Here is a 23,186-nt window from a genome sequence, read left to right as displayed (position 1 = left end):
GTCGCCGACAGTTGCTCTGCCACGATGTTTCCGCGCTCGACTTGCGACCCGTTCATGTCCTCGTCCTCTCCATGCGGCAAGCTGCCTCACCGCCACCTTCGGCGCACCTTGGGCGTCCCGCGGCACCCGCTTCTGGGTCACCGCTCGTGCGCTCGCGAGCCGCATTTTCTTAAATTCAGGCCAAGGCGTTCTTCGTCCCCGAGAACGGCTTTGCCTGTTGCCTTCTTGGCGCTCGAAAGCACCGACTTTCGTTGCAATCCCTATGCCGGAACCGCAAGCAAAATTGAGACAGTCTTCCTGTCCTAACCATCACCTTGCCAAATTTTTGTCTATCACACAAGCGCGCGCAAGTCCCGATTCCCCATCTGTCAATCGATCGCTTTCCAAAAGTTGCGCGGCCCCGGTTTTGAAGCAAACGCGCCCTGATCCGGCCCCGCCGACGCCGAAATCCGCAATGATGCTTCGGATCGACCCTTCGGAGGGCGCGCCACGCCGCAAGAAGCGAAAGAGCGCGATCCGTCCGGGGGCCTGACAGGAGCGTCTCGACCATGAAGTTTTTCACAGGATGTGTGGCCGCCGCCGCGCTGGTGCTGGCCGCGACCGCGGCTCAAGCGCAAGTTCCAGTGCGAGGGGCGATGATCGCGGTCTCGGATTTCGACGGACCCTATGCGCCATCGGACGCCGCGCCGCCCCCGCCGCCGCGCTATGGCTACGGCTCGGGCTACGAGGAACGCGGGCCGGCCCCGGTGCTGCTGCCATCGACCGAGGTCTACGCGGTGCTGCGCGAAAACGGGTTTTCTCCGCTGGGCATCCCGCGCCTGGGCGGCGGCGTCTACACCATCGCGGTGATCGACCGCCGCGGCGAGGACGGCCGGCTGGTGATCGACGCCCGCGACGGAAGGATTTTGCGCTTCATGCCAGCTGCTGACGCTTACGGCATGGCGCCGGGCTACGAGCAGCCTGCGGTTGCACCTTACCGCCCGCAAAGCGCGCTGCCGCCGCCGACCATGGTCCGCAGTGGTCCGCCCCGCCCACCGGCCCCGATCCCGCATGTCGCCAGCCGCACCGTCCCGCTCCCGAAGGCCGCCCCGCCGCGCGAGGCGCCGGTCGCCGCGGCGAAGCCGGCCGAGCCTGCGACGGCGCAGGCAGCGCAGGCTCAACCTGCCACGCAGACCGTGGCAGTCGTGCCGGCAAGGCCCGCCGAGGCCGCGCCGCAGGTCATTGCTCCAACCGTCGGTCTGGCCAAACCTGCTCCAACGATCCTGCCGACACAGGACATGCCGGCAGCGCAGGGGCTGGACTAAACGTGAGCGTTTGATGCAATGGCCCGCATCACACCAACGGTGTCGTCCTTGGCGAAAGCCAAGACCCATACCGCGAGGTCTGTCGATTGTGCGTGGTGTGAGTACCGGATGACTAATCTTCGCCAAACATCCCCTTGTGGTAATGGGTCCTGGCCTTCGCCAGGACGACATTGGGGAGAGAGTGGAGCAAACAAAAGGCGCCTGAGAACTCAGGCGCCTTTTGCATCTGTGACAAGCGCCACTCAGCTCCGGCCGTACCCCGCCGCTTCCAGGATCAAATTCGCCACCTCCTTCGGATGCGACACCAGCGAGAGGTGGCCGGCGTCGAGCTCGATCGTGGTTGCGTTCATGCGCTTGGCGAGGAAGCGTTCGAGATCGGGATTGATGGTGTAGTCGTTCTTCGACACCGCGTACCAGCTCGGCTTGGAGCGCCATGCCGCCTCGGTGGTGCGACCGGCGAAGATCGAGGCGGCGGTCGGCCATTGCACGGCGTAGAGCTCCTTGGCCTGCTCCGGCTTCACGCCATTGGCGAAATACTTCAGGAAGGCGTCTTCCGAGAGTTTTGTGTAACCGTCGCGCTCGATGATGCCGGCACGCACGGGGCCGGTCGGGAATTGCTTCGACAGCGCGACGAAATCCTCGTTGGCATCGGGCGCACGTGCGGCGACATAGACGAGGCCGGTAACCTTCGGGTCGGTGCCGACCTGGCTGATCACGGTGCCGCCCCAGGAATGCGCGACCAGCACGGTCGGACCATCCTGTTCGGCCAGCACGCGCTTGGTGGCTTCGACGGAATCCGCAAGCGACGACAGCGGATTCTGCACGGCGGTTACGTTGAGCCCTGCGGCCTGGAGGATCGGGATCACTTCCGACCAGCTCGAGCCGTCGGCCCAGGCGCCGTGCACCAGCACGACGTTCTTGGCCTTTACGGTCTGCGGCGTCTGCGCATGAGCGAGGCTGAGAGGGGCCGCCAGCAGGCTCGCGGCGACGAAAAAGCTGCGCCAGAAAGTCATGATCGTTCTCCGTCTTGTTTTGGGTTCGATAGCCAAAGGACGACGCGCGGGGCGACGGCGTTACGCCAATTCACCGCTCTGTGATGCGGCGGGACACTCCAGCAACGCAGTCCAACAATCGCTGACGTCCTGGCAAAGGCCGAGACCATCATCGCAGGGAAGGTATGGCGGATCCCTCGTGTGGTATTCCGTCCCCGCACGATTCTAGGTCTCGCAGTAGGATTTCCTGGTTTCGTGGGGACGAAGAGAGCCGAACAAACAAAAAAACGCCCCGGGGCACCGGGGCGTTTTTACAACCTGGAAGTGGCGTGAGTGATTTACGCAGCTACCGAGTTCTCGATCACCTGTGCGCCCTGCGCGCCGGTGTTGATCGCGATCTGGCGCGGCTTCTTCGCCTCGGGAATCTCACGGACGAGGTCGACGTGAAGCAGGCCGTTCTCAAGCGAGGCGTTCTTCACTTGCACGAAGTCAGCAAGCTGGAAGGCGCGCTCGAACGCACGCGCCGCGATGCCGCGGTACAGCACTTCGGCCTTCGAGTTCTCGTTGGCGACTTTCTCGCCCTTGATCGTCAGCGTGTTTTCCTTCGCGACGATGGAGAGCTCATCCTTGGCAAAGCCCGAAACCGCAACGGTGATGCGGTAGTCGTTCTCGCCGGTGCGCTCGATATTGTAGGGGGGATAACCGGGGCTGCCGTCCGAACCGGCCTGGTCGAGCAGGTTGAAGAGGCGGTCGAAGCCGACGGTGGAACGGTAGAAGGGGGTCAGGTCGTAGGTACGCATGGTCAAGTCCTCCGTTGAGCGACTGTTTGAGTAACCCGCCCGCCAATCGGGCCGGGCTTTCGTCTGTGTGCAGCCTGATGTTCCGGTTCCGAAACACTGGTAGCGGCCTGCACCAAGGTGATATGGGTTGAGGAGAACGGCGTTCAAGAGGGCGGATACTTGGCCTTTTCGGCGCTCCCGCCCCCTGATTTGCAGCACTTCGTGCCCAAGCCTTCCCCATCATGACGCTGGTCTCGATACCATCCAATCCCGTTCCCGAAGACGTCGTCAGCGGCACCATCAAAACCCCTGATGGCGTCGAGCTGCGCTTTGCGCGCTGGGCGCCGCCGGCGAACCGCAAGGGCACCGTCTGCGTCTTCACCGGACGCAGTGAGCAGATCGAAAAGTATTTCGAGACCGTGCGCGATTTGCGCGACCGCGGCTTTGCGGTGGCGATGATCGACTGGCGCGGGCAGGGCCACTCCTCGCGCCGCCTGCGCGATCCGCGCAAGGGCTATGTTCGCGACTTCGCCGATTTCGAGATCGACGTCGAGACCTTCGTGCAGCAGGTGGTGCTGCCGGATTGCCCGCCGCCTTTCTTCGCGCTTGCCCACTCCATGGGCGGCACGGTGATGCTGCGGGTTGCGCATGCGGGCAAGCGCTGGTTCGACCGTATGGTGCTGTCTGCGCCGATGATCGACCTGCCCGGCCGCGCCACCTCGTTTCCGGCGCGGGCTCTGCTGAAGACGATGCGGGTGTTAGGGACGGGCGGCCGCTATGTCCCCGGCGGCAGCGACCAGATCACCGGGCTCAATCCCTTCATTAACAATCCGCTGACCAGCGATCCCGTGCGCTATGCGCGCAATGCCGCGATCCTGGAGGAGGATCCGACCCTCGGGCTCGCGTCACCGACGATCGCCTGGGCCGATACCGCCTTCCGCGCGATGCACACTTTCAGGGGCAAAAACTACCCGTCCGAGATCCGTCAGCCGATCCTGATGCTGGCGGCCTCCGGCGACACCGTGGTCTCGATCGCGGCGATCGAGGAGTTCGCCTATCATTTACGCGCCGGCTCCCATCTCGTGATCGCCGGCGCCAAGCACGAGATTCTCCAGGAGCAGGACCGCTACCGTTCCCAATTCTGGGCAGCCTTCGACGCCTTCGTACCGGGCACGCCGCTGTTCAAGTGAGGGGGAGCGATGCTTCCCTGCGACCACACGCCGTCATGCCCGGGCTTGTCCCGGGCATCCACGTTCTTCGCGCCGTGACGAAGATCGCGGATGGCCGGGACAAGCCCGGCCATGACGAGGAAGTAGCATCACCCACTACAGCGTCTTCAGGTACTCGATCAGGTCGTAGCGCTCGTTGTCGTCCTTGAACACGCGGCCGATGACGCCCGGACGTTTTTCCTCACCCGGCTTGCGCTCGAAGGAATGGCCGAGCACGCTGTTGCCCTGGATCGGATCCTTCTCCGACCCCGCGGAGAACTCGGTTTCACCCGTCTTGCACTTCTCGTCGGCGGTGACCGCAAAGCCGACGGTCACGGGATCATAGTCGCGGCGGCCCATGCAGAATTTTTGCGGGCGCTCGCTTGCAGGCTTCAGCAGCCAGTAGAGAGACGGCACCGAACCGTTGTGCAGATAGGGCGCCGTTGCCCAGATGCCGTTCAGCGGCCGTGCCCGATAGCGCGCTCCCCCCACCGGATTGAGGCAGTTCTTGCGCGCGAGATTCCACAATTTCGCCCGCTCGGCGTCCGGAGTCTTCTCGTCGTCCATCCATTTGCGGGCGACGAGATCCACCACAGTCATGAGCCCGAGCGCATACACCATCTCAGTCGGCGAGCTCGCGGTCGAGACGTCGCATTGCCACCATTTCTGGAGGTCGGCCGTATTCACCTTCAGGAAGCCGGGCACATCGACGATCCTGTTGCTGAGCACGAGCGACTGTTCGGGATCCGTCTTGATCTCGTCGAGGGGAATCGTCACCGCGTTCAGCACCTTGCTGTCGCCGCTCGGCTCCCAATGTCTCGACGACCAGAAAGCCGGGGTGTCGATCGCCGGCAGATGGCAGCCGGAGCACATCTCGGCGTAGATCTTGCGGCCATTGTCGACCTTCTTCTGATCGAGCCTCCAATTGTCGCCAAGGATCTGCGAGGGCCATTTCGGCGCAAGCAGGCCGCCGAACTTCGGACCGGTGGAGGGATCTGCCGTCTTGAACGGATCTGGCCCCCTGAGCATGTCCTCGATCCAGCCGAGCGTGTTGATATGGACCGAGGAGCGCCACAGCCTGTCCTCCGGATAGGCGTCGGACAGGTTGAGCAGCGCTGTCACGCCGAGGGCTTCGCCGGCGTTGCGGATCAGCGGCTGCTCGATCGAGGCGTCGTACTGGGCGAACTTGAACCAGGGCACGGTCCAGATCGGGGGATAGCTGACCGGGGCGTCCTGGGCGTGCAGGTTCTTCTCGAATCCCTTGATCCCGCTCAGCGCGAGATCCTGCGAAAAGACCTGGTTGCCGATGCGATTGAGAGCGTCGAGGCGACCGAACCCTTCCTCGGTGTCACTCTGCTGCCTGCCGTTCCAGGTCTTCTTGCCTTCAATCGTCTTTTGCTGGGTTTGCGCCCAGTCGATCAGGAAGTTGCCGATCGCGCTGAGCTTCTGCTTGAGCGCGTCGCGGTCAGCCTTGCTGGCATCGAGGCCGAGCACGCGATCGGCGAAGCGCTGGAAGCGGAATGGCACGTAAAGCGTGTAGGCGATCGACAGGCCGGTGGAGAGCTCGAGCTTCTTCAGGTCGGTCATGGCCGGCCCACCGTCGAAACGCACGTCGACGCCCTGGTAATGAATCTGGCCGGTATGGCAGGCCGCGCAGGTCAGCCCGATCTTGTCCTCTTCGCGACGACCGGTCGCGGGATCGCTGACCCCGGTCATTCGTGCAAAGCCGACCGGCAGGCCGTCGACGTTCTCCGCCGGCGTCCATCTGGTCGACCAGTCCGGCACCTGCGTCGTCTCGTAGACATTGGCGTAGCCGAAGCGGCGCAGTGACGTCGCGTCGGTCTGGATCGACTGCGGGCTCGGGATGAACCCGAAGCGCTCGAGATAGGCGCTGTCCGTCATCATGCCCGGCCGCGAGAACAGATGCAGGCGCGGCTGCTCCAGGGCCATGAACCATTCATAGGGCACCGGGAAGGTCGCGGTGCCCTGGCTGGCATGGTGAAACCAGTGCCTGTCCTTCAGCGACCAGTTTTGCTCGAGCCAATAGGCCGCTTTCGTCTCGGGGGCCGTGGGCAAGGGGGGCGGCAGGAGATTCACGAGAATTCCCTTTTGCGGCAGCATGGCGCGCACCTGGTCGGGGAATTCGGCGACCGCAACGAGCAAGGCGAGACCGAGGGCGACGAGCAGGGCCGTAATCTTGAGCGCGCCCCGCACCACGCGCTGGCAGGTCGACAGCACCGGCTGCGATTCGAGCCGCTGGTTGATGCGAGCAGGGAATTGCCGCTCGTTGAACAGAGTGCGCACGTCGGCCACGCTGAGATAGCGGTCCTCACCCGCGCCCTTGCCCACGATCTTCAGGAGGATCGGCCATTCGAACTTCATCAGCAGGGGGTAGTACCAGCGCACGGCGCTGCCGGCGCGCTTGAGGTTGTCGCGCATGAAGACGCCGATTTCCGAGGCGTTGAGACCCGGCTCGGAGCCGCCGCCGTTCGGATCCTGGTAGTTCCGGCCGAAGCTCGCAAGCCGCGCGAGCTCGTCTTCGTCGACCTTGCCGTCGACGCCGAGGACTCGCGAGCCGGCACCGCGCTTGTCGAGGGGGCCGCCACGCAACGCGTCGAGCTGCGCGCCCGAAAATATGCTCTTCAGGATGTGACCGAGACCGTTGGCGATGAGCGCGACGCCGCGGACCTGGATGCGGGCGGAGACATTCTTCAGCCCGGTCTCGCCGCTAGCATTCGCGATCGTTTGCGACAGCGTGCCGAGCGGGACGGTTCCGCCGTCAACAAACCCTTCGCCGACGAGGCCGCGCAGGAATGGACAGGGATTGTTCGGCGAGACCTGGATCGAGGGGTCGAAGGGGGGCTTCGGAGCGGAGTCATGCATGGCCCAAAATCCTGAAAACGGCGAATCGTGAAATAAAGACGCGGCGATAGAGCGCGGAAAGTCCTGACAAACCGACAACACGTTATACTACTTCAGCGTGTAGTGGAGTGTGGCTGAAGTCACTGTCGTGTCAATAAAGGCAGAGGGGACATTGCCGCGTGGCCGCGGCTGGCCCTCAGGATTCGGCGATGCGTTTGACGTCGCTCGAGACCAGGGTCAGTTTGCCGAGCGGCACGCCCGCATTCAAGAGTCCGGCGCGGTAATGGGCGAGGTCCTCGGGCCGCTTCCAGTGGAAATTGCGCAAATGGCGGTCGACATTGAGAGTCGGGTAGTTACCCATGAGCACGCGGGTCGCCTCGACCGCCTCGTCGGCCCGCCCCAATTGCGCCAGCGCCGCGGCGCGGATCGCCAGCGCCTGCAAATGGTTCGGGTTGATGTAGAGCTGTTCTCGAGCCCATGACAGGGTCGCGTCATATTGGCCCAGCAGATAATGGCTGAAGGCGTTCAGTGCGGCCCATTGGTAGCGCGGATCGCTGTTGTCGCGCTGTGCGGCCATCGAGAACAGCTCGATCGCCTCGCGGTGCTCGCCGATGGCGAAATGGCAGATGCCGAGCACGCCGCGCGCGCCGTTGTCGTAGGGGTTGAGCGCGACGGCGCGCTTGGCGGCGTCCATCGCGGCCTCGTAATGGCCCTCCAGCGCGTGGGTCCAGGACAGAATCGAGAACGCAAATGACGAGCGTGGGTCGAGCCGGACACTGGTTTCGGCAAGCTTCATCGCTTCGGCCCACATCTCGCGCGTGCCCTTGACCCAGCCGAACTGGATGCTCTGGATCTGGATCGTGGCGAGATAGGCATGCGCAATCGACAGCTTGGGCTCGAGCCTGATGGCCTCCCGGAACAGGTCGACGGCGATGGCCAGGTCTTCTTTGGTTTGCCGATAATAGTGCGACAGCCCTTTGAGGAAGCGGTCCCAGGCGGTGACGTCGGTCGAGAGCCGCGCCGGCGCCGAGGCCTCGGCCCGGACGATCTCGGTAGCGATGGCGGCGGACAGGTTGGTGGTGATCTCGTCCTGCATCGCGAAGAGATCGCCAATGTCGCGGTCGTAGCGGCCTGTCCAGAGCTGCTCGCCGGTCTCCGGCGCTATCAGCTCGGCGGTGACGCGGATCTTGGCTCCGGCACGCCGCACCGAACCCTGGATCAGATAGCTAGCGTCGATCTCCCGCGCGATCAGGCGGGTGCTGACGTTGTTGCCCTTGAAGGCGAAGGTCGAGTTGCGGCTCAGCACGCGATAGAAGGATTGCAGCGACAGCGCGTGGATCAGATCCTCGGTCAGGCCGTCGGAGAAATACTCGTCCTGTGCGTCGCTGAGATTGGCGAAAGGCAGCACGCCGACGATCGCGGTGCGATACTGCTGCGAGAGGGCGGATGCCTCCCTCAGCGCGGGCGCAAGCGCCGGTGCACCCTCAGGCGTCCAGGTCCAGACCCCGATCGGATCCTTGATGTTCTTGAAGCGGTGGTTGCCGGCATCGACCAGCGGCACGGTGAGATGCTTGCTGGCCTCCTTGTAGGCCTTGGCCGAGATGGCGAAGCCGCCGGGGCTCGCCACGGCTTCGAGGCGGACGGCAATGTTGACATCGTCACCGAAGACCTCGTCCTCGTCGGCGATGACGTCACCCATATGGATGCCGAGGCGAAACTGCATGGCGCGATCGGCGGGCAGATGGTGATTGCGCTCCGCCATCAGCGTCTGCATCGCGATCGCGGCCTCGGTGGCGCCGACGATCGAAGGGAACTCCAGCAGGAAGCCGTCGCCGGTGTTTTTGACGACGCGGCCGCCGTGATTGAGGATGATGGGGTGGATCGCGCTGCGATGGGCCTTGAAGGCGGCATGGGTGCCGGCCTCGTCGGTGCCCATCATGCGCGAATAGCCGGCGACATCGGCGCAGACAATGGCAGCCAGACGTCTTTCCATTCCGGAGCTCCAAGAGACTTGCAAGAGACTTGGAAGAGACCGAGGACCGGCCACGGCGTGGCAGTCGCCTCGAATCCCCGCATTCAAGAAGCATTCCTTATAGAGCAGATGAGGCCGAGCGAAAGTATGATCCGCATTGCAAATTCGAGGTAAATCCTCGGCAATCCCGGCGGTGGACGGCGACGAGCGAACCCACTAAGCCGAGCTCTGGGGGCGACGATTGGGCGGCGGAGGCACGTCACACATGCTGGGCATTCACGAAATCTGGCTTTTCGTCCTGTCGGGCGTGCTGCTCAACATCACGCCGGGGCCAGATACGGTCTATGTGATCGGCCGCAGCATGCAGCTGGGCTGGCGAGGTGGCGCCGCGGCGGCGCTGGGCATCAGTTGCGGCTGCTTTTTCCACGTCGCGGGCGCCGCGATCGGCCTTTCGGCCCTGCTGATGGCTTCGTCGACCGCGTTCTCGATCCTGAAGCTGGTCGGCGCGGCCTATCTCGTCGTGACCGGGCTTCAGATGCTGTGGTCGCGCCCGGTGCTGGCCTCAGCCATCGACGAGCCGGTGCACAGCTCGCTGCGGCGGGTTTTCCTCCAGGGCGTGTTCACCAACGCGCTCAATCCCAAGGTCGCGCTGTTCTTCCTGGCCTTCCTGCCGCAATTCGTCGCAGCCGACTCGGCGCACAAGCCGCTCGCCTTCCTGACGCTCGGTCTGATCTTCATCTGCACGGGAACGCTGTGGTGCCTGGTGCTGGCGGCGTTCGCGGCAAAGGCCGCCCACCGCTTGCGGAGCTCCGAAGGCGCGGTCGCCTGGGTCAACCGTGTCCTCGGCGGCCTCTTCGTCTATCTCGGCGTCCGCGTCGCCATGCTGGAGACGCGGTAACTTCTTTTACGCGAATTCCTTCAGCAGCGCGCTGCCGGCGAGATAGAGGCCGAGCAGGATCATGGCGATCAGGAACCAGCGGCGAAACGCTTCCGCCGGCATCCGCGCCCGCACCGTTTGGCCGATGTACATGCCGGCAAACGCGCAAGCCATGCCCACAGCGCCCGGCACTGCATTGGCCGGCGTCAGCAATCCGCCCGCGGTGAGGTTGAAGGCGAGCGCCAGTGTCGCTGTCGTGAAGAACACGCCGAGCGCCTGCACCAGCTCGTCCTTCTCCATGCCGATCGCCTGCATGAACGGCATCGAGGGGATCACCTGCACGCCGGTCGAGGCCGAGATCACGCCGGTGACCGCGCCGACCACGCCGCCAACCCATTTCTCGTTCTTTGGCGCGACGTGAAACTGGAATTTTTTCAGCCCGATGATCGCGTAGATGACGAGCAGGATACCGAGCACGATCGTGCCGTAGCGCGCATGCGGGCCAGTGAGCGCACCGGCATTGAGCCAGCACCCGATCACGGTGCCGATCATCAGCGGCCACAGCCGCCTCAGGATGTCGCGCAAATGGGGGCCGACGAAAGTCTGCCAGATGTTGGTGACGATGGCGGGCACGATCACGATGGCGATCGCGCGGCTGGGCGCCATGCTCACCGCGAGCAGGCCCATGGAAACCGTCGGCAGGCCGAGCCCGACCACGCCCTTGACGAATCCGGCGAGCAGGAAAACGGCGGCGATGAGAATGAGGAGCGGGTCGATCATATCTGCACATTGACCGATGCCGCGCGTCGGCACAATCTGTAGGTTACGGAGATAGCCTTCGTTCGGAGCGAAGGCTGAAGGGACCCGGATGCGCTTCGACCTCGTCGACCTCCAACTGTTCATCGCGGTCGCCGACCAGCGCAGTATCACCCGCGGCGCGGAGCGGTCGCATCTGGCCCTGGCCTCGGCCAGCGCGCGCATCAAAGGGCTGGAGGATGCGCTCGGCGTCGCGCTGCTCAAGCGCGGGCGCCGCGGCGTTGAGTTGACCTCGGCCGGCGAGAGCCTGCTCGATCACGCCCGTCTCGTCATTCACCAGATCGGCGCCCTGCGCGGCGATCTCGCTGGCTTTGCCAGTGGCGTGCGCGCGAGCGTGCACTTCCTCGCCAATACCTCCGGCCTTTCGGAGCATCTGCCGAAGGCGCTCGCCGGCTTCCTGCGCGAGCACCGCGACGTCGCCATCGACATCGAGGAGCGCGAGAGCACCGACATCGCGGCCGCGATCACTGCGGGCGCGGCCGATCTCGGATTCGCCGCCGAGCACGCGCTGCCCGATCATATCGAGCGCTTCGCCTTCAGCGAGGATCGCCTGACGCTGGTGACGTCTAGGCGCGGCCCGTTCGCCGGCCGCCGCGCGATCGATTTCCAGGAGGCGGGCGCTTGCGACTTCGTCGGGCTCACCAGCGCCACCGCGCTTCAGGTGCATATTTCGAAGCACGCGGCGCGGCTCGGCATGCGGCCGCATTACCGCGCGCGCCTGCGCGACTTCGATGCGATCTGCCAGATGGTCGCCGCCGATGTCGGCGTCGCGCTGGTGCCCGAAGCTGCCGCCCGCCGCTGCGCAAAGCTGATGCCGCTCGCCATGGTCCGCCTGCGCGATAGCTGGGCCAACCGCAAACTCGTGATCTGCGCGCGAAGCTTCAAGACGCTGCCGCGCCCGGCCAAGATGCTGGTGGAGCATCTGCGGGCTGCGGCTGTGTGAGTTCTGCGCTACTTCGCAGTCTCCACGCCTGGGTCCTTGATCACCTTCGCCCATTTCTTCATCTCGTCCGCGATGAATGTGCGAAAATGCTCCGGTTCATCGCCGACCAGGGTTGCGCCCTGGGCGGCGAGCTTTTCCTTCACCGCAGTATCCGCCATCGCCTTCGTGGCCAGATCATGCAGCGCGGTGACGATCTCCTTCGGCGTGCCCTTTGGCGCGACCATGCCATACCAGTTCTCGATGCGGAGATCAGGAAAGCCGGCTTCGGCCGTGGTCGGCACGTCAGGCGCCGTCGGCGAGCGCTCGGCCGAGCCGACCGCGATCGGTCGCAGGGCGCCCGCCTTGACCTGCGGCAGCAGCACGGGGAGATCCAGAAACGTCATCTGCACCTGCTGGCCCAGCAGATCGTTCACGGCCGGCGCCGCGCCGCGATAGGGCACGTGCACGATGTCGATCTTCGCCGTCAGCTTGAACAATTCACCGGCGAGATGCGGCAGGCTGCCGGGTCCGGAGGAGGCGAAGTTGAGTTTTCCCGGCTGCGCCTTGGCGAGCGCGGTCAATTCCGCGATGTCCTTTGCTGGGATGTTGGTGGCGACAACGAGCATTTCCGGCACGGTCGCAACCAGAGTCACCGGCGTGAGGTCGTTCAGCGTATCGTAGGCGACCCGCTCCATGCTCGGGCTGATCGCCAGCGCGCCAGCGCTGGAGATCGCGATGGTGTAGCCGTCAGGTGCAGCCTTGGAGACGGCATCGGTCCCGAGCACGCCGCCCTGGCCGCCGCGATTGTCGATCAGCACCGGCTGCCCTGATAGCTCCGACATGCGCTGGCCGATCACTCGCGCGATGATGTCGTTGGGGCCGCCAGCCGGGAACGGCACGATCAGCTTGATTGGCTTGGTCGGGAAATTCTGGGCGGAGGCGAGCGTCGGAAACAGAAGCAACGCCGCGAGAAGGAGCGTGCGCGGGTTGGTCATGCAGGCTCCTGTATCGCTTATCCGTTGAGCAGTTTCAGTGCTTCTTCGTGAACCCTGGCGTCGCCGGCTGCGATGATGCGGCCGCCGCCCTGCGCCGGCTTGCCTTCCCAGGTGGTGACGACGCCGCCGGCGCCGGTCACGATCGGGATCAGGGCTGCGATGTCGTAAGGCTTCAGCTCGGTCTCGACCACGAGATCGACGTGACCCGCCGCCAGCATGCAATAGGAGTAGCAGTCGCCGCCATAGCGCGACAGCCGCGCGCCCTTCTCGATGCGGCCGAAGATGGCGCGGTCGCGCTCGTTCATCAGCAGCGGGCTGGTGGTGTAGGTCGTCGCCTCCGACAGCGAAGTACAGCGCCGGACCTGGAGCCGGCGCTCGCCGGAGGGGCCTTTATAATGAGCTGAGCCGCTGTCGCCGGAAAAGCGTTCGCCGATGAAGGGCTGGTGCATCATGCCGTATACCGGCGTGCCCTTGTGCAGGAGCGCGATCAGCGTGCCCCAGATCGGAAAGCCGCCGATGAAGGATTTGGTGCCGTCGATGGGATCGAGCACCCAGACGTAGTCCGAATCCTCGCGCTCGTTGCCGAATTCCTCGCCGACAATGCCGTGCTGGGGAAAGTTGGCCTTGATCAGACGCCGCATCACCGCCTCCGCGGCGCGGTCGGCCTCGGTCACGGGGTCGAAATCTTTGGTCTTGCTCTTGTCCTCGATCGACAGCGAGGTGCGGAAGAACGGCAGGATGGTTTCGCCGGAGGCGGTGGCGAGCCGTCCGATGAAGGCGGAGAAATCGATCACCGTCACGGCGTATCCTCAAAAAGCGAAAGTCGGGTGAAGCTCGCTCCTGCCTAGCTCAAATCGGAAGGATCGTGCAGCGCTGTCTTGCTTTTGCACCCTGGTATTTTGGATGCGGGAAGCGTTCGCCTCGTCAAAGACCACCCGCTGGGCAAATATCGATCATTGAGTTGAAACCTTAGTTCCGGATCTGCCTCGTTCGTATGCAAATGACTATCAACCCATTGAATTTCCTTATCAAAGGAACTGAATCTGGGTTTCTCTGGAAGCAACCGAGCTATGTCCTCATTGCATGGGAAACCGCTCGAAAGCCCTTGCACTTTGTGCGTCGCGGCCGCATATTGTTGCGGTGCGGTAGCGCTTCTCGCGTTACTGCTGCCCTCCTTGGGCGTTTCCTCCCTAGACTTGGGCCGCTTCTTCATTAGAAGCGGCCCTTTTTTCTTTCAGCCTCTAATGTCTTTCAGCGTCGGCTTTCATTTCAATGCGCGCCGCGAAACGCGCTCGCGCTGATCGCACCCAACACAATCTGTTCGAAGAAAACGTCGCGCCTATTCCGCTGCGGCTTGGAACGGGCCGAGATCGCCGAACGGGACCGTGGTCGCCAGCACGTCGGCGAGCACGCCGAAGTCCGACGCCACTTGCGCAAAGCGCGGGCTGCGCTCGCGCCGCCGCTCGTCCATGTAGATCGCGCGGTTGAGCTCGAGCTGCACGGCATGCAGGCCGCTGGCCGGGTTGCCGTAATGCTCGGTGATGAAGCCGCCGGCATAGGGCTTGTTACGGCCGATCGAATAGCCGAGCCCGGCCATGGTCTCCTCGACCCGGTCGGGCAATAGCGGCGTGCAGCTGGTGCCGTAGCGGTCGCCGATCACGATGTCGGGCCGGCGCGGCTCGTCGCGGGAGACGCCGACCGAGGGCATCGAATGGCAGTCGACCAGCACGACGGTGCCGAACATCTGGTGCACCTTGTTGATCAGCCGGCGCAGCGCGCGATGATAGGGCTTGTACAGCGTCTCGATCCGTCCCAGCGCATCGTCGACCAGGATACGTTCGCGATAGATCTCCTGGCCGTCGCCGACCACGCGCGGAATGGTGCCGAGCCCGCCCGCCACCCGCATCGAGCGGGTGTTGGCAAAGCTCGGCAGGCGCCCGGTGAACATCCGGGGATCGAGCTCATAGGGCTCACGATTGACGTCGACATAGGAGCGCGGAAAGTTGACCCGCACGGTCGGAAAGCCGCGCTCGCTGAGATGGCCGATTAGCTCGTCCATGAAGGAATCTTCGGAACGCCGCAGCGTCGGCAGGTCGATCCTGGAGGCGCTGAGGAATTCGTCCGGATAGGTCGAGCCGGAATGGGGCGAGTTGAAGATAAGCGGCGCGCGCCATTGCGCGGGCTCAACGATCTCGAAGGCTGGCGACTTGTCGCCGTCAAACCGGGTCATCTTCTCAGGCTTCGTCCCTTGGTGTCAGGCTTCGTCCCTTGGTAATCAGGCTTCGCCCTCGGCGCCGCACGATCCAACAAGCCCGGCACAGGCCTCAACACATTGATTCGGCCGATCGGGCGGCTCTTATGTGTCGTCATTGTCCGGAATCGCAACCATCCTGCCAAGCGAAAAGATGAGATCTGCTCTGGAACATGTCTTAACCCTGCGGGCAGCGAGGTGGGGACCGGCAGGTCCGGCTCGATTGCTTCGTACCGTATTCCGGTTCACAAGAGTCCGGCAGCGCGAGCTGCGGAGGGTAAAGATTTTCACCCCAAATTTACCCTCCGTCGGGCTTAGTGACCTCTGCTGATATCCTCTGGGGATTCGACTTTCCGCCATGCCAAAGATCCTGCTCGCCGAAGACGACAACGACATGCGCCGTTTCCTGGTCAAGGCGCTGGAAAACGCCGGTTTTCAGGTCTCGTCCCATGATAACGGCATGGCCGCCTATCAGCGGCTGCGGGAAGAGCCGTTCGAGATGCTCCTCACCGACATCGTGATGCCGGAGATGGACGGCATCGAGCTCGCCCGCCGGGCCTCGGAACTCGACCCCGACATCAAGATCATGTTCATCACCGGCTTTGCCGCGGTCGCCCTGAACTCGGATTCGGACGCCCCCAAGAACGCCAAGGTGCTGTCCAAGCCCGTGCATTTGCGCGAATTGGTCAGCGAAGTGAACAAGATGCTGGCGGCCTAAATCGGCCCCCTTCCGTCCTTGCACCGGCTCCCCTGAGCCGTTATAGGGACCCGACCCGATCTAGACGACATCTAGGGCGCGTAGCTCAGCGGGAGAGCACTACCTTGACATGGTAGGGGTCACAGGTTCGATCCCTGTCGCGCCCACCATCCTTCGCTCGCGAAGCGAGAGAAGGATGCCACGCCGAAGCCCAAAGGGCGCAGGCGGGCTGCCGCCGCGAGCTACGGCCAGGCAAGCCACCAATCTCGTTGAGAAGCGTGTCCGGCGTAGCTCGAAGAGCGTACACGGACTTTTCGTCGAGACCTCGGTCCGGCAAGCCACAATCTCCTATAGCAACACTGATGTGCTACCGTCGTCTCGGACGCGGGGCCGCCCATGAGCATTTCCGTCATCGAGCAAGCAAAGATCCAGGCGCAGGTGCTCGTGCCCCTCGTCAAGGCGCTTCAGGCCGAGCTCGGCGAGGTGCGCGCCAACGCGCTGGTGCGCAAGGCGCTCGGCAATCTCTATCGCGGTTTCGGTGAGGAATTCTGGAAAGCCAAGAACGAGAGCGATCTCGGCAAGGCGGTTTCGTCGGCATTCAAAACCTACGCCCGCGACGATGCGCTCGCCTATGAAGTCATCGAACAGTCGCAGGATTCATTCGCGTTTGACGTCACGCGCTGCGCCTATGCCGAGTTCTACAAGGCGCTCGGCGAGCCCGAACTCGGCTTTCTCCTGATCTGCACCGCCGACTTCGCGACCGCGGAAGGTTTCGGCTCCGACATCAAGCTCACGCGGACGCAAACGATCATGCAGGGAGCCGGTCATTGCGACTTCCGCTACCGGCGCGATGGAGAGGGGTCACAGTGAGGAACTCCAGATGATGCGGGTGGGCTGTCTTGCGGTGGCCGCGCTGGCGCTGATTACGTCGCGCGCTGATGCCGCGACCATCGACTGGCAGGCCGAGCTCCAGCGCTGCCGCGCGCTACGCGAAAACGTGGCGCCACTGCTGCAGGCCGGCCAAGGAATATCCGCGGTCGGCCGCTCCAACAGATCCGTGCGTCGCTGCATCTGGATCCAGCGCCGGGCGGTGCGCAAGAAAATCCCCGGCGCGGAGACGTGGTAGCGCGGGCACCTCTCAGGGGGACGCCTTCTTCGGCCCGCGTAGCAGGTCCTTCCATGACCTCGCGGGAGCGTATCTTGTCGGGCTGAATCCGCACCGCCGCCTACTGCGAAGCTGCGCAGCCTTGATCCGTGACTCGCCGCCTGCCATTGTCCGATCCTTCACCGCGGCGACGAACCTGGCATTCGGCGAAACTCTATCGCTTAGCGGGACGTGGAAAGAAGGCAGGTTACCGAAATGAGTAGCGTGAACAAGCCCGGCGGCAACTACTTGCCGGTGATCATCCATAGTGGAATTGCGTATGTCAGTGGTCAGCTGCCGCGTCGCGGCGAAGACCTGCTGTACTCAGGCAAAGTCGGCGCAGGTGTCGATGTCGCCGCCGCACAGGAGGCCGCTGCACTCTGCGCTGATCTCTGCATTTCGGCCATCAACCACGCAGCAGGCGGAGAGGACAAGATCGCCCAGGTCTTGCAGCTCGTCGGATACATCGCCTCGGCGCCTGGATTTACGCAGCAATCGCAAGTCATGAACGGCGCCTCCGACCGGCTGATCGAGCGCCTAGGTGATCGCGGTCGTCACACGCGTACATCCGTCGGCGTGGCCGAGTTGCCGCGGGGCGCACCGGTCGAGCTGAGTATGATTGCCGCTGTTCGGTCGTAGGACGGCATGTCGCTCGGCGATCGTCAGGCTCCGACGTCCGCACTTTGATGCGTCGCGACGAAACGCGGCCTATTCGACCAGATACTTCTTCACCGCCACCTCGTCCCACGCGATCCCGTTGCCGGGCTCCTCGGTCGGCAGCGCAAAGCCGTTCTTGATCTGCAAACGGGTCGCGAGCACCGCATCGGCCCAATCGACATATTCCAGCCAATGTGCGGTCGGCGTCACGCAGAGCAGATGCGCGCTGACTTCCGAGAACAGATGCGTCGACATCTCGATCCCGGCGGCGTGCGCCAGCGCGGCGGCGCGCAGCCAGCCGGTGACGCCGCCGATGCGCTGCACGTCGGGCATCACGTAGTCGCAGGCCTCGGCGGAGAGCGCGGATTGCATCGCGAACGCGCTATCAAAATTCTCGCCGATCTGGACCGGGGTGCGCAGCGCATCCGCGATACGGGCGTTGCCCTCATAATCGTCGTGACGGATCGGCTCCTCGATCCAGGTCAGCCCCTCATCGTCGAGCATCTCGCCGCGGCGGATCGCCTCGCTGACCGTCAGCGCCTGGTTGTAGTCGCACATCAGCGTCACGTCGTCGCCGACGGCCTTGCGCACCGCGCGCACCACCTTCAGGTCTTCCCGCGCATCGGGGCGGCCGACGCGGATCTTTGCGGCCTGAAAGCCCTCGGCCAGCAGCTTGTGGGCTTCCTCCACCGCGGCACCAGCCGGCATGATGCCGAGCCCCTTCGAATTGTAGGCCCTGACCGGTTTCGGCGTGCCGCCGAGCAGGCGCGCCAGCGGCAGGCTTCGAGCGCGTGCCAGCGCGTCCCATGCCGCCATGTCGATGCCGGATTGCGCCAGCCGCTGCAGGCCGGCCAAACCCAGGAGCGTGAAGCGCTGGGTCAGCTTGCGCTCGATCTCGAACGGCAGGAGCTCGTCGCCGGCGACGAGCTCCGACATTTCCGCGACCATCGCCGTCAGCGGCTTCAAGGCCGATGGGGTGATCGAGAACAGATACGCGTGCCCGGTTGCGCCGAGGTCAGTCTCGCAGTCGATCAGCACCAGCGGCGCCTTTGCGACAGCCCCGGTCGAGGTTTTGAGCGGGAGGTTCATCGGCACGATGACGGCGCGCGCATTGAAGCGCTTGATACGGATGGTCTCGGTCATTTGGTGGATCTCCCGGCGAAGTGAATGGAAGTCAATGCCGATCTTAAACATTCGCCATGAAACGAAAAGCCGCTTGGCGCGACCACCATAAAATGGGGTTGCGCGGGAGCGCGTTTATTGGCTCTGTGCCGCAAATCCCCCGAGATCAAGACAAGAGCGCTCATCACGGAGCCAAAGAGTGAAGCAAGAGATCTCCGAAGAACAGCGCAAGAGCGGTATCCTGACCGGTGCCGCAATCGTCTTCCTGCTGCTCGCCCTGCCGCTGGCCGTATGGCTGGATCTGACGGAGCTGAGCAAGACCGGGCTGCGCCGGCAGGCCGTCGATCTCAATTCGGTCATTACCAGCGTGCGCAGCTACTACGCGTCCAACGTGGTCGGTCGCATCCTCGCCAATCAAAATGGCTCGACAAAGGTCGCTCACAACTACGAATCCGTTCCCGGCGCGATCCCGATCCCGGCGACATTGTCGCTGGAACTCGGGCGGGTGATCGGGGCGCAGCAGGAAAACATCACCTACCGTTTCGTCTCGGACTTCCCGTTCCAGAACCGCGCCCCGCACCAGCTCGACAAGTTCGAGAAGGATGCGCTCGAATCGCTTCGCAACGATCCCGAGCAGAAGATCGTCGAGACCGAGACCTCGCTGTTCAACGACAAGGTCCGGCTGATCGCTCCGGTGACGATGGGCCCGGCCTGCGTTAGCTGCCACAACAGCCACCCCGAGAGCCCGAAGAAGGACTGGAAGGTCGGGGACGTCAGAGGCATCCAGGAGGTGATCATCGCCCAGCCGATCGCCGCCAACATCTTCTCGTTCAAGTTTTTGCTGGCCTATTTTCTGATCGCCGCCGGCAGCGGCCTGTCGTTCCTCTCGCTGCAGCGCCGCCAGGCCAGCCGCATCAAGGGCATGAACAAGGAACTCGAATCCGCCAACGACTTCCTCGCCTCGCTCTCGATGAAGATCTCGCGCTACATTCCGCCGCAGGTCTACCGGAGCATCTTCTCCGGCCAGAAGGACGTCACTATCCACACCGAGCGCAAGAAGCTCACCATCTTCTTCTCCGACATCCAGAACTTCACCGCGACGGCGGAGCGACTCCAGCCGGAGTTACTGACGCAGCTCCTCAACGAATATTTCACCGAGATGTCGGCGGTCGCCCACGAATATGGCGGCACCGTCGACAAGTTCATCGGCGATGCCATGCTGATCTTCTTCGGCGATCCCGAGACCAAGGGCGACCGGGCCGACGCGCAGGCTTGCCTCCAGATGGCCTGGCGCATGCAGCACCGCCTCACTGAGCTCAATGCGAAATGGCGCGCCTCTGGCATCGAGTTGCCGTTCAAGGCCCGCATGGGCATCAATTCCGGCTATTGCAATGTCGGCAATTTCGGCAGCAGCGACCGCATGGACTACACCATCATCGGTGCCGAGGCGAACCTCGCCGCGCGCCTGCAATCGATCGCCGAGCCCGGCGGCATCGTGCTGAGCTACGAAACCTTCGCGCTGGTCAGCGACATTGTCCGCGCCCACGCGCTGCCCGCGATCACGATGAAGGGCATCAGCCGCGAAGTGATTCCCTATTCGGTCGACGCGCTGAACGACGCGGCGGCTGAAAGGAGCGGGATCATCACCGAGCGTGCGCCCGGGCTGGAGCTCTATCTCGACCCCGCGGTGGTGAAATCCGGCGACGCGGCGCGGGTACGCTCGCTGCTGGAGAACGCGCTGGCCTCGCTGAAGCCGGCGTGAGGACGAACAGGCTTTCCTGATTGAGCCCCCGTTGTGGCCGCGAGGAAGGTCTGCCACCTCTCCCGCTTGCGGGAGAGGGCTGGGGAGAGGGTGTCTCCTCAATGGGAGAGCCCCCAAGCGGAGAGAGCCCTCACCCGGCGCTTCGCGCCGACCTCTCCCGCAAGCGGGAGAGGTTTTAGCCGCGGCGCTGTTGCTTCACTCACGCGCCTCACGTCAACTCACCGCGCCGCGCCTTCCGTAAACGCCGTCTCGATTACCTCGCCGAAGGGTTGCCAGGAACGGCCGTCGAACTGCACCAGCCGCATCTGCCTGATCGGCAAATAGCTGGCTGGCGAGGTGTTCATCCTGATGTCGGGCAGGGCGACCGACGGCTGATAATTCTTCAGCGAAGCAGCCTGACGCATGATGTTCTCGCGCGAGAAATCGTCGCCGCATTGCTTCAGCACCTGCGTCAGCGCCTCGGCTGCGGCATAGCCATAGAGCGCAGCGCTGCTGTTGGTGCTTTCGACGTGATGGTACTTGTCCATGAAGGCGAACCAGTCCTTCATGGCAGGATCGTCCTTCCATGCGGGATCGCTCGGGTCCTTCAGAAAGGCCGCCGAGATCACGCCGGACGAATTCTCCAGGCCTGCGGGCGCCATCGCGTTGGCGATCGAGGCGGAGGCGTCGTTGACGATGAAGACCGGGCGCCATTTCATTGCCGCCACCAGCTTGATCACCTTGGACGCCGTCGACGGCACGCCGAGAAAGACGAAAATATCGGCGCCGGCGCGCTTGAGGATCGACACGTGTCCGTCGAGATGCTCGTCGGCAATGTCGAAAGCGATGTCGACGAGGACGAGACGGTTCAGATCGCCAAGACCTTCCTCCATGCCCTTGAGAAGCGCACGCCCGAACTGGTCGTTCTGCCAGAGCACCACGATCTTCTTCCTGGGATAATAGGCCTGGAGATAGTTGGCGTAGATGCGCCCCTCCGACCGGTACGACGGCTGCCAGCCCATGGTCCAGGGAAACGCCTTGGCCTGGCTCAGCTCCTCGTCGCCGGAGGCGACGAACAGCTGCGGGATCTTCTTCGCGTTCAGATACCAGCGCGCGGCGAGATTGCCCGGTGTGCCGAACGAGCCGAACATCAAGTGCACGTCGTCCGTCTCGACCAGGTTGCGGGTCAGCTCCAGCGCGGTGGTCGGATCGGAATTGTCGTCGCGGGTGATGAAGCGGATCTTGCGGCCGTTGATGCCGCCGCGCGCGTTGACCATGTCGAAATAGGCCGCTTCCGCCTGGCCAATAGCGCCGAACTCCGAGAGCGGTCCCGAATACGGCATGACATTGCCGATGCGGATTTCGTTGTCGGCGGTGGGTTGATCGGCGCGTTGCTCGGACATCGCGCCGAGCGACGCGAACGCGATCATCGAAACGAACAGCATTCTGCCGGTGACGCCCATGCTCAACACCTTGTCGTTGGCCCCCAACGAGGTCGGCTCACTCCGCAGCAAGAGGAGTTGATCTACGTCAAGCGTTTGTCAAAGCTATGGCCGGATGGCGCGCTTCTTGCCACCCGAACGGAAACGGCAAGCGTATTGACGTGCCCTGTGCATCTAACTCCGTCATCCTGAGGTGCGAGTGGCGCGATGCGAAAAGCATCGCGCCGGGGGCCTCGAACGATGAACGGCCACCGCTGCTACCGCGCGGAGAGAGTTGGGCCGTCGTCCTTCGAGGGCCGCCGAAGAAGCGGCCACCTCAGGATGACGGTGATGAACGGGTGGCCGCGGAAGGATGCGTACCCGGTATGGTGCAGTGATATCCGGCCGAGCCATGACCTTGCAGGAGCTGTGTCCGCAACCCCCTACGGCAGACCGCGCGCCTCGAGCTGATGCACCAGCAGCAGGGTCGGCTCGGCGAGGCTGTCGCCGGAGCCGTCGAGGCCGAAGGCGCTCGCTATGCCGTCGCGGCTGCGCAGCAGCGCGCTACGCGGACAATGGCCGGCGCCGCAGAGCGTCTTCTTCAGGGTTTCGCCCTGCGCCGTGATGCCGGCGGAATCATCCGCAGCCCAGGCCAGCACGATCGGAACGTCGACATTGAGGATGCCGGGGAAGACCGAACGCTTGTTGTACTGGCTGGCGTCGCTGCCGAGATAGGCCTTCTCGCTGTCGCTCGCGTCCTTGCCGGCGCGGTAGACCCCGGAGACCAGCACGACAGCCGCGACGTCGGCGCGGTCGGTCTGGAGTTCGGGATGGGCCAGCAGGGTGGCGACATGGAAGGCGCCGGCGCCGTAGCCGACCGCGACGATCTCGCGGGCATCGCCGTTGAACAGGTCGATATTGCCGTGGACCCAGGACAGCGCCGCCGCCACGTCGGTCGCACCCGCCGGCCACGTCGCCGAGGGCGCCAGCCGGTAGTTGACGCGCACGCCGATCATGTCGTTGCGGGCGGCAAAGCACATGGCCTGGTCCTGGATCTGGCGCGACAGCTCCGGCGCGGCGCGGTCGCCGGTGAAGGTGTCGCCGGTCACGAACAGCAGCACCGGCCGCGGCGTATCCGCCTTGGTCGTGGCGGTGGCAACATCGAGCACATTGGCTTCGCTCTCGCCGTAGCGCAGGCCGCGCGAGAAGGTGACCTGCTCGCACAGCCGCGCGGTTCCGCCCGCGGCGGTGTCGTTGTCGGTGAGGCCGACCCGCACGAGATCGGACGGCGCGGCCGGCAGCATCGGTAGGGGACCGTGTGCGGAGGCTGCCGTGATGCCCAGAATTAGAAAAAATGCGAGAAAATTCTTCATGTCGGTGTCGGCCCTGCGTGCCCGATATGGGCTCGCGCGTTTGGCCCGTCTTT

20 protein-coding genes and 1 tRNA gene are annotated in these 23,186 nt (G+C 64.0%); 10 read left to right on the top strand and 11 right to left on the bottom strand.

Features of this window, described 5'->3' with window-relative positions; all coding sequences use genetic code 11:
* Positions 1–548: 548 nt before the first annotated feature.
* The gene (locus tag ABIB66_RS19630) at positions 549–1,304 is read left to right on the top strand and encodes a hypothetical protein (protein ID WP_354208317.1); all 756 of its coding nucleotides are present in this window, start codon (positions 549–551) and stop codon (positions 1,302–1,304) included.
* 242 nt (positions 1,305–1,546) lie between these two features.
* Here the strand turns inward: ABIB66_RS19630 and ABIB66_RS19625 are convergent, their stop codons facing one another.
* Positions 1,547–2,317 carry an alpha/beta fold hydrolase gene (locus ABIB66_RS19625; RefSeq protein ID WP_354208316.1) on the bottom strand — a complete coding sequence of 257 codons (771 nt, stop codon included), beginning with the start codon at positions 2,315–2,317 and terminating at the stop codon, positions 1,547–1,549.
* Between the two features lie 317 nt (positions 2,318–2,634).
* Entirely contained in the window at positions 2,635–3,096 is a 462-nt protein-coding gene (locus ABIB66_RS19620; RefSeq protein ID WP_007597127.1) for an Hsp20 family protein, read from the bottom strand.
* A 221-nt stretch (positions 3,097–3,317) separates the two neighbouring features.
* Here ABIB66_RS19620 and ABIB66_RS19615 point away from each other — a divergent pair, with 221 nt between their 5' ends.
* Positions 3,318–4,265: an alpha/beta fold hydrolase gene (locus ABIB66_RS19615; RefSeq protein ID WP_354208315.1), complete on the top strand. Its 948-nt coding sequence runs from the start codon at positions 3,318–3,320 to the stop codon at positions 4,263–4,265.
* Positions 4,266–4,400: 135 nt separating this feature from the next.
* On the opposite strand, the gene ABIB66_RS19610 is transcribed toward ABIB66_RS19615, so the two are convergent.
* Together ABIB66_RS19610 and ABIB66_RS19605 are read right to left on the bottom strand one after the other, a co-directional pair.
* Positions 4,401–7,166 carry a di-heme-cytochrome C peroxidase gene (locus ABIB66_RS19610; protein WP_354208314.1) on the bottom strand — a complete coding sequence of 922 codons (2,766 nt, stop codon included), beginning with the start codon at positions 7,164–7,166 and terminating at the stop codon, positions 4,401–4,403.
* A gap of 175 nt (positions 7,167–7,341) precedes the next feature.
* Positions 7,342–9,138 (bottom strand): adenylate/guanylate cyclase domain-containing protein, encoded by a 1,797-nt coding sequence (locus ABIB66_RS19605; RefSeq protein ID WP_354208313.1) that lies wholly within the window; start codon positions 9,136–9,138, stop codon positions 7,342–7,344.
* A 244-nt stretch (positions 9,139–9,382) separates the two neighbouring features.
* Between ABIB66_RS19605 and ABIB66_RS19600 the strand changes: the two genes are divergently transcribed.
* Complete coding sequence (locus ABIB66_RS19600) at positions 9,383–10,015, top strand: LysE family translocator (RefSeq protein ID WP_354208312.1); 633 nt, start codon at positions 9,383–9,385, stop codon at positions 10,013–10,015.
* A 6-nt stretch (positions 10,016–10,021) separates the two neighbouring features.
* Here ABIB66_RS19600 and ABIB66_RS19595 read toward each other — a convergent pair whose 3' ends face one another.
* Positions 10,022–10,774 (bottom strand): sulfite exporter TauE/SafE family protein, encoded by a 753-nt coding sequence (locus ABIB66_RS19595; protein ID WP_354208311.1) that lies wholly within the window; start codon positions 10,772–10,774, stop codon positions 10,022–10,024.
* A gap of 88 nt (positions 10,775–10,862) precedes the next feature.
* Between ABIB66_RS19595 and ABIB66_RS19590 the strand changes: the two genes are divergently transcribed.
* Positions 10,863–11,753, top strand: coding sequence for a LysR substrate-binding domain-containing protein (locus ABIB66_RS19590; protein ID WP_354208310.1), 891 nt, complete (start codon positions 10,863–10,865; stop codon positions 11,751–11,753).
* A gap of 8 nt (positions 11,754–11,761) precedes the next feature.
* Here ABIB66_RS19590 and ABIB66_RS19585 read toward each other — a convergent pair whose 3' ends face one another.
* The 3 genes from ABIB66_RS19585 to ABIB66_RS19575 form a co-directional block, all read right to left on the bottom strand.
* Positions 11,762–12,727 (bottom strand): Bug family tripartite tricarboxylate transporter substrate binding protein, encoded by a 966-nt coding sequence (locus ABIB66_RS19585; RefSeq protein ID WP_354255248.1) that lies wholly within the window; start codon positions 12,725–12,727, stop codon positions 11,762–11,764.
* 17 nt (positions 12,728–12,744) lie between these two features.
* Positions 12,745–13,527: a histidinol-phosphatase gene (gene hisN, locus ABIB66_RS19580; protein WP_275171017.1), complete on the bottom strand. Its 783-nt coding sequence runs from the start codon at positions 13,525–13,527 to the stop codon at positions 12,745–12,747.
* Positions 13,528–14,066: 539 nt separating this feature from the next.
* The gene (locus ABIB66_RS19575; RefSeq protein WP_354208308.1) at positions 14,067–14,957 is read right to left on the bottom strand and encodes an N-formylglutamate amidohydrolase; all 891 of its coding nucleotides are present in this window, start codon (positions 14,955–14,957) and stop codon (positions 14,067–14,069) included.
* Positions 14,958–15,336: 379 nt separating this feature from the next.
* Between ABIB66_RS19575 and cpdR the strand changes: the two genes are divergently transcribed.
* From cpdR to ABIB66_RS19550, 5 genes are all read left to right on the top strand, one after another.
* Positions 15,337–15,696 carry a cell cycle two-component system response regulator CpdR gene (cpdR, locus tag ABIB66_RS19570; protein WP_007597092.1) on the top strand — a complete coding sequence of 120 codons (360 nt, stop codon included), beginning with the start codon at positions 15,337–15,339 and terminating at the stop codon, positions 15,694–15,696.
* A 74-nt stretch (positions 15,697–15,770) separates the two neighbouring features.
* A tRNA-Val gene (locus tag ABIB66_RS19565) sits at positions 15,771–15,845 on the top strand.
* Positions 15,846–16,071: 226 nt separating this feature from the next.
* Positions 16,072–16,545: an L-2-amino-thiazoline-4-carboxylic acid hydrolase gene (locus tag ABIB66_RS19560; RefSeq protein WP_354208307.1), complete on the top strand. Its 474-nt coding sequence runs from the start codon at positions 16,072–16,074 to the stop codon at positions 16,543–16,545.
* A 10-nt stretch (positions 16,546–16,555) separates the two neighbouring features.
* Positions 16,556–16,801, top strand: coding sequence for a hypothetical protein (locus ABIB66_RS19555; RefSeq protein WP_354208306.1), 246 nt, complete (start codon positions 16,556–16,558; stop codon positions 16,799–16,801).
* Positions 16,802–17,035: 234 nt separating this feature from the next.
* A complete protein-coding gene (locus ABIB66_RS19550; protein WP_354255245.1) occupies positions 17,036–17,458 on the top strand; it encodes a RidA family protein in 423 nt (140 codons plus the stop codon).
* 69 nt (positions 17,459–17,527) lie between these two features.
* Here ABIB66_RS19550 and ABIB66_RS19545 read toward each other — a convergent pair whose 3' ends face one another.
* Positions 17,528–18,619, bottom strand: coding sequence for an enolase C-terminal domain-like protein (locus ABIB66_RS19545; protein ID WP_354208304.1), 1,092 nt, complete (start codon positions 18,617–18,619; stop codon positions 17,528–17,530).
* 178 nt (positions 18,620–18,797) lie between these two features.
* On the opposite strand from ABIB66_RS19545, the gene ABIB66_RS19540 reads away from it, so the two are divergent.
* Positions 18,798–20,360 (top strand): adenylate/guanylate cyclase domain-containing protein, encoded by a 1,563-nt coding sequence (locus tag ABIB66_RS19540; protein ID WP_275171023.1) that lies wholly within the window; start codon positions 18,798–18,800, stop codon positions 20,358–20,360.
* A gap of 218 nt (positions 20,361–20,578) precedes the next feature.
* Here the strand turns inward: ABIB66_RS19540 and ABIB66_RS19535 are convergent, their stop codons facing one another.
* Together ABIB66_RS19535 and ABIB66_RS19530 are read right to left on the bottom strand one after the other, a co-directional pair.
* The gene (locus ABIB66_RS19535) at positions 20,579–21,802 is read right to left on the bottom strand and encodes an ABC transporter substrate-binding protein (RefSeq protein ID WP_354255263.1); all 1,224 of its coding nucleotides are present in this window, start codon (positions 21,800–21,802) and stop codon (positions 20,579–20,581) included.
* A gap of 401 nt (positions 21,803–22,203) precedes the next feature.
* On the bottom strand, positions 22,204–23,133 hold the full coding sequence (locus tag ABIB66_RS19530; RefSeq protein ID WP_275171027.1) for an alpha/beta hydrolase: 930 nt from the start codon (positions 23,131–23,133) through the stop codon (positions 22,204–22,206).
* Positions 23,134–23,186: the final 53 nt, after the last annotated feature.

It is taken from the genome of Bradyrhizobium sp. F1.13.3 (assembly GCF_040548265.1).
In the GTDB taxonomy this organism is placed as follows: Bacteria; Pseudomonadota; Alphaproteobacteria; order Rhizobiales; family Xanthobacteraceae; genus Bradyrhizobium.
The sequence above is the reverse complement of the archived record's forward strand: the minus strand, read 5'-3'. Positions and strand labels throughout refer to the sequence as shown.

Bases quoted from the DNA above. Each gene is read 5' to 3' on its own strand.
- ABIB66_RS19630 (WP_354208317.1), top strand. From the start codon at position 549: ATGAAGTTTTTCACAGGATGTGTGGCCGCCGCCGCGCTGGTGCTGGCC.
- ABIB66_RS19625 (WP_354208316.1), bottom strand. From the start codon at position 2,317: ATGACTTTCTGGCGCAGCTTTTTCGTCGCCGCGAGCCTGCTGGCGGCC.
- ABIB66_RS19620 (WP_007597127.1), bottom strand. From the start codon at position 3,096: ATGCGTACCTACGACCTGACCCCCTTCTACCGTTCCACCGTCGGCTTC.
- ABIB66_RS19615 (WP_354208315.1), top strand. From the start codon at position 3,318: ATGACGCTGGTCTCGATACCATCCAATCCCGTTCCCGAAGACGTCGTC.
- ABIB66_RS19610 (WP_354208314.1), bottom strand. From the start codon at position 7,166: ATGCATGACTCCGCTCCGAAGCCCCCCTTCGACCCCTCGATCCAGGTC.
- ABIB66_RS19605 (WP_354208313.1), bottom strand. From the start codon at position 9,138: ATGGAAAGACGTCTGGCTGCCATTGTCTGCGCCGATGTCGCCGGCTAT.
- ABIB66_RS19600 (WP_354208312.1), top strand. From the start codon at position 9,383: ATGCTGGGCATTCACGAAATCTGGCTTTTCGTCCTGTCGGGCGTGCTG.
- ABIB66_RS19595 (WP_354208311.1), bottom strand. From the start codon at position 10,774: ATGATCGACCCGCTCCTCATTCTCATCGCCGCCGTTTTCCTGCTCGCC.
- ABIB66_RS19590 (WP_354208310.1), top strand. From the start codon at position 10,863: ATGCGCTTCGACCTCGTCGACCTCCAACTGTTCATCGCGGTCGCCGAC.
- ABIB66_RS19585 (WP_354255248.1), bottom strand. From the start codon at position 12,727: ATGACCAACCCGCGCACGCTCCTTCTCGCGGCGTTGCTTCTGTTTCCG.
- ABIB66_RS19575 (WP_354208308.1), bottom strand. From the start codon at position 14,957: ATGACCCGGTTTGACGGCGACAAGTCGCCAGCCTTCGAGATCGTTGAG.
- cpdR (WP_007597092.1), top strand. From the start codon at position 15,337: ATGCCAAAGATCCTGCTCGCCGAAGACGACAACGACATGCGCCGTTTC.
- ABIB66_RS19560 (WP_354208307.1), top strand. From the start codon at position 16,072: ATGAGCATTTCCGTCATCGAGCAAGCAAAGATCCAGGCGCAGGTGCTC.
- ABIB66_RS19555 (WP_354208306.1), top strand. From the start codon at position 16,556: ATGATGCGGGTGGGCTGTCTTGCGGTGGCCGCGCTGGCGCTGATTACG.
- ABIB66_RS19550 (WP_354255245.1), top strand. From the start codon at position 17,036: ATGAGTAGCGTGAACAAGCCCGGCGGCAACTACTTGCCGGTGATCATC.
- ABIB66_RS19545 (WP_354208304.1), bottom strand. From the start codon at position 18,619: ATGACCGAGACCATCCGTATCAAGCGCTTCAATGCGCGCGCCGTCATC.
- ABIB66_RS19535 (WP_354255263.1), bottom strand. From the start codon at position 21,802: ATGGGCGTCACCGGCAGAATGCTGTTCGTTTCGATGATCGCGTTCGCG.
- ABIB66_RS19530 (WP_275171027.1), bottom strand. From the start codon at position 23,133: ATGAAGAATTTTCTCGCATTTTTTCTAATTCTGGGCATCACGGCAGCC.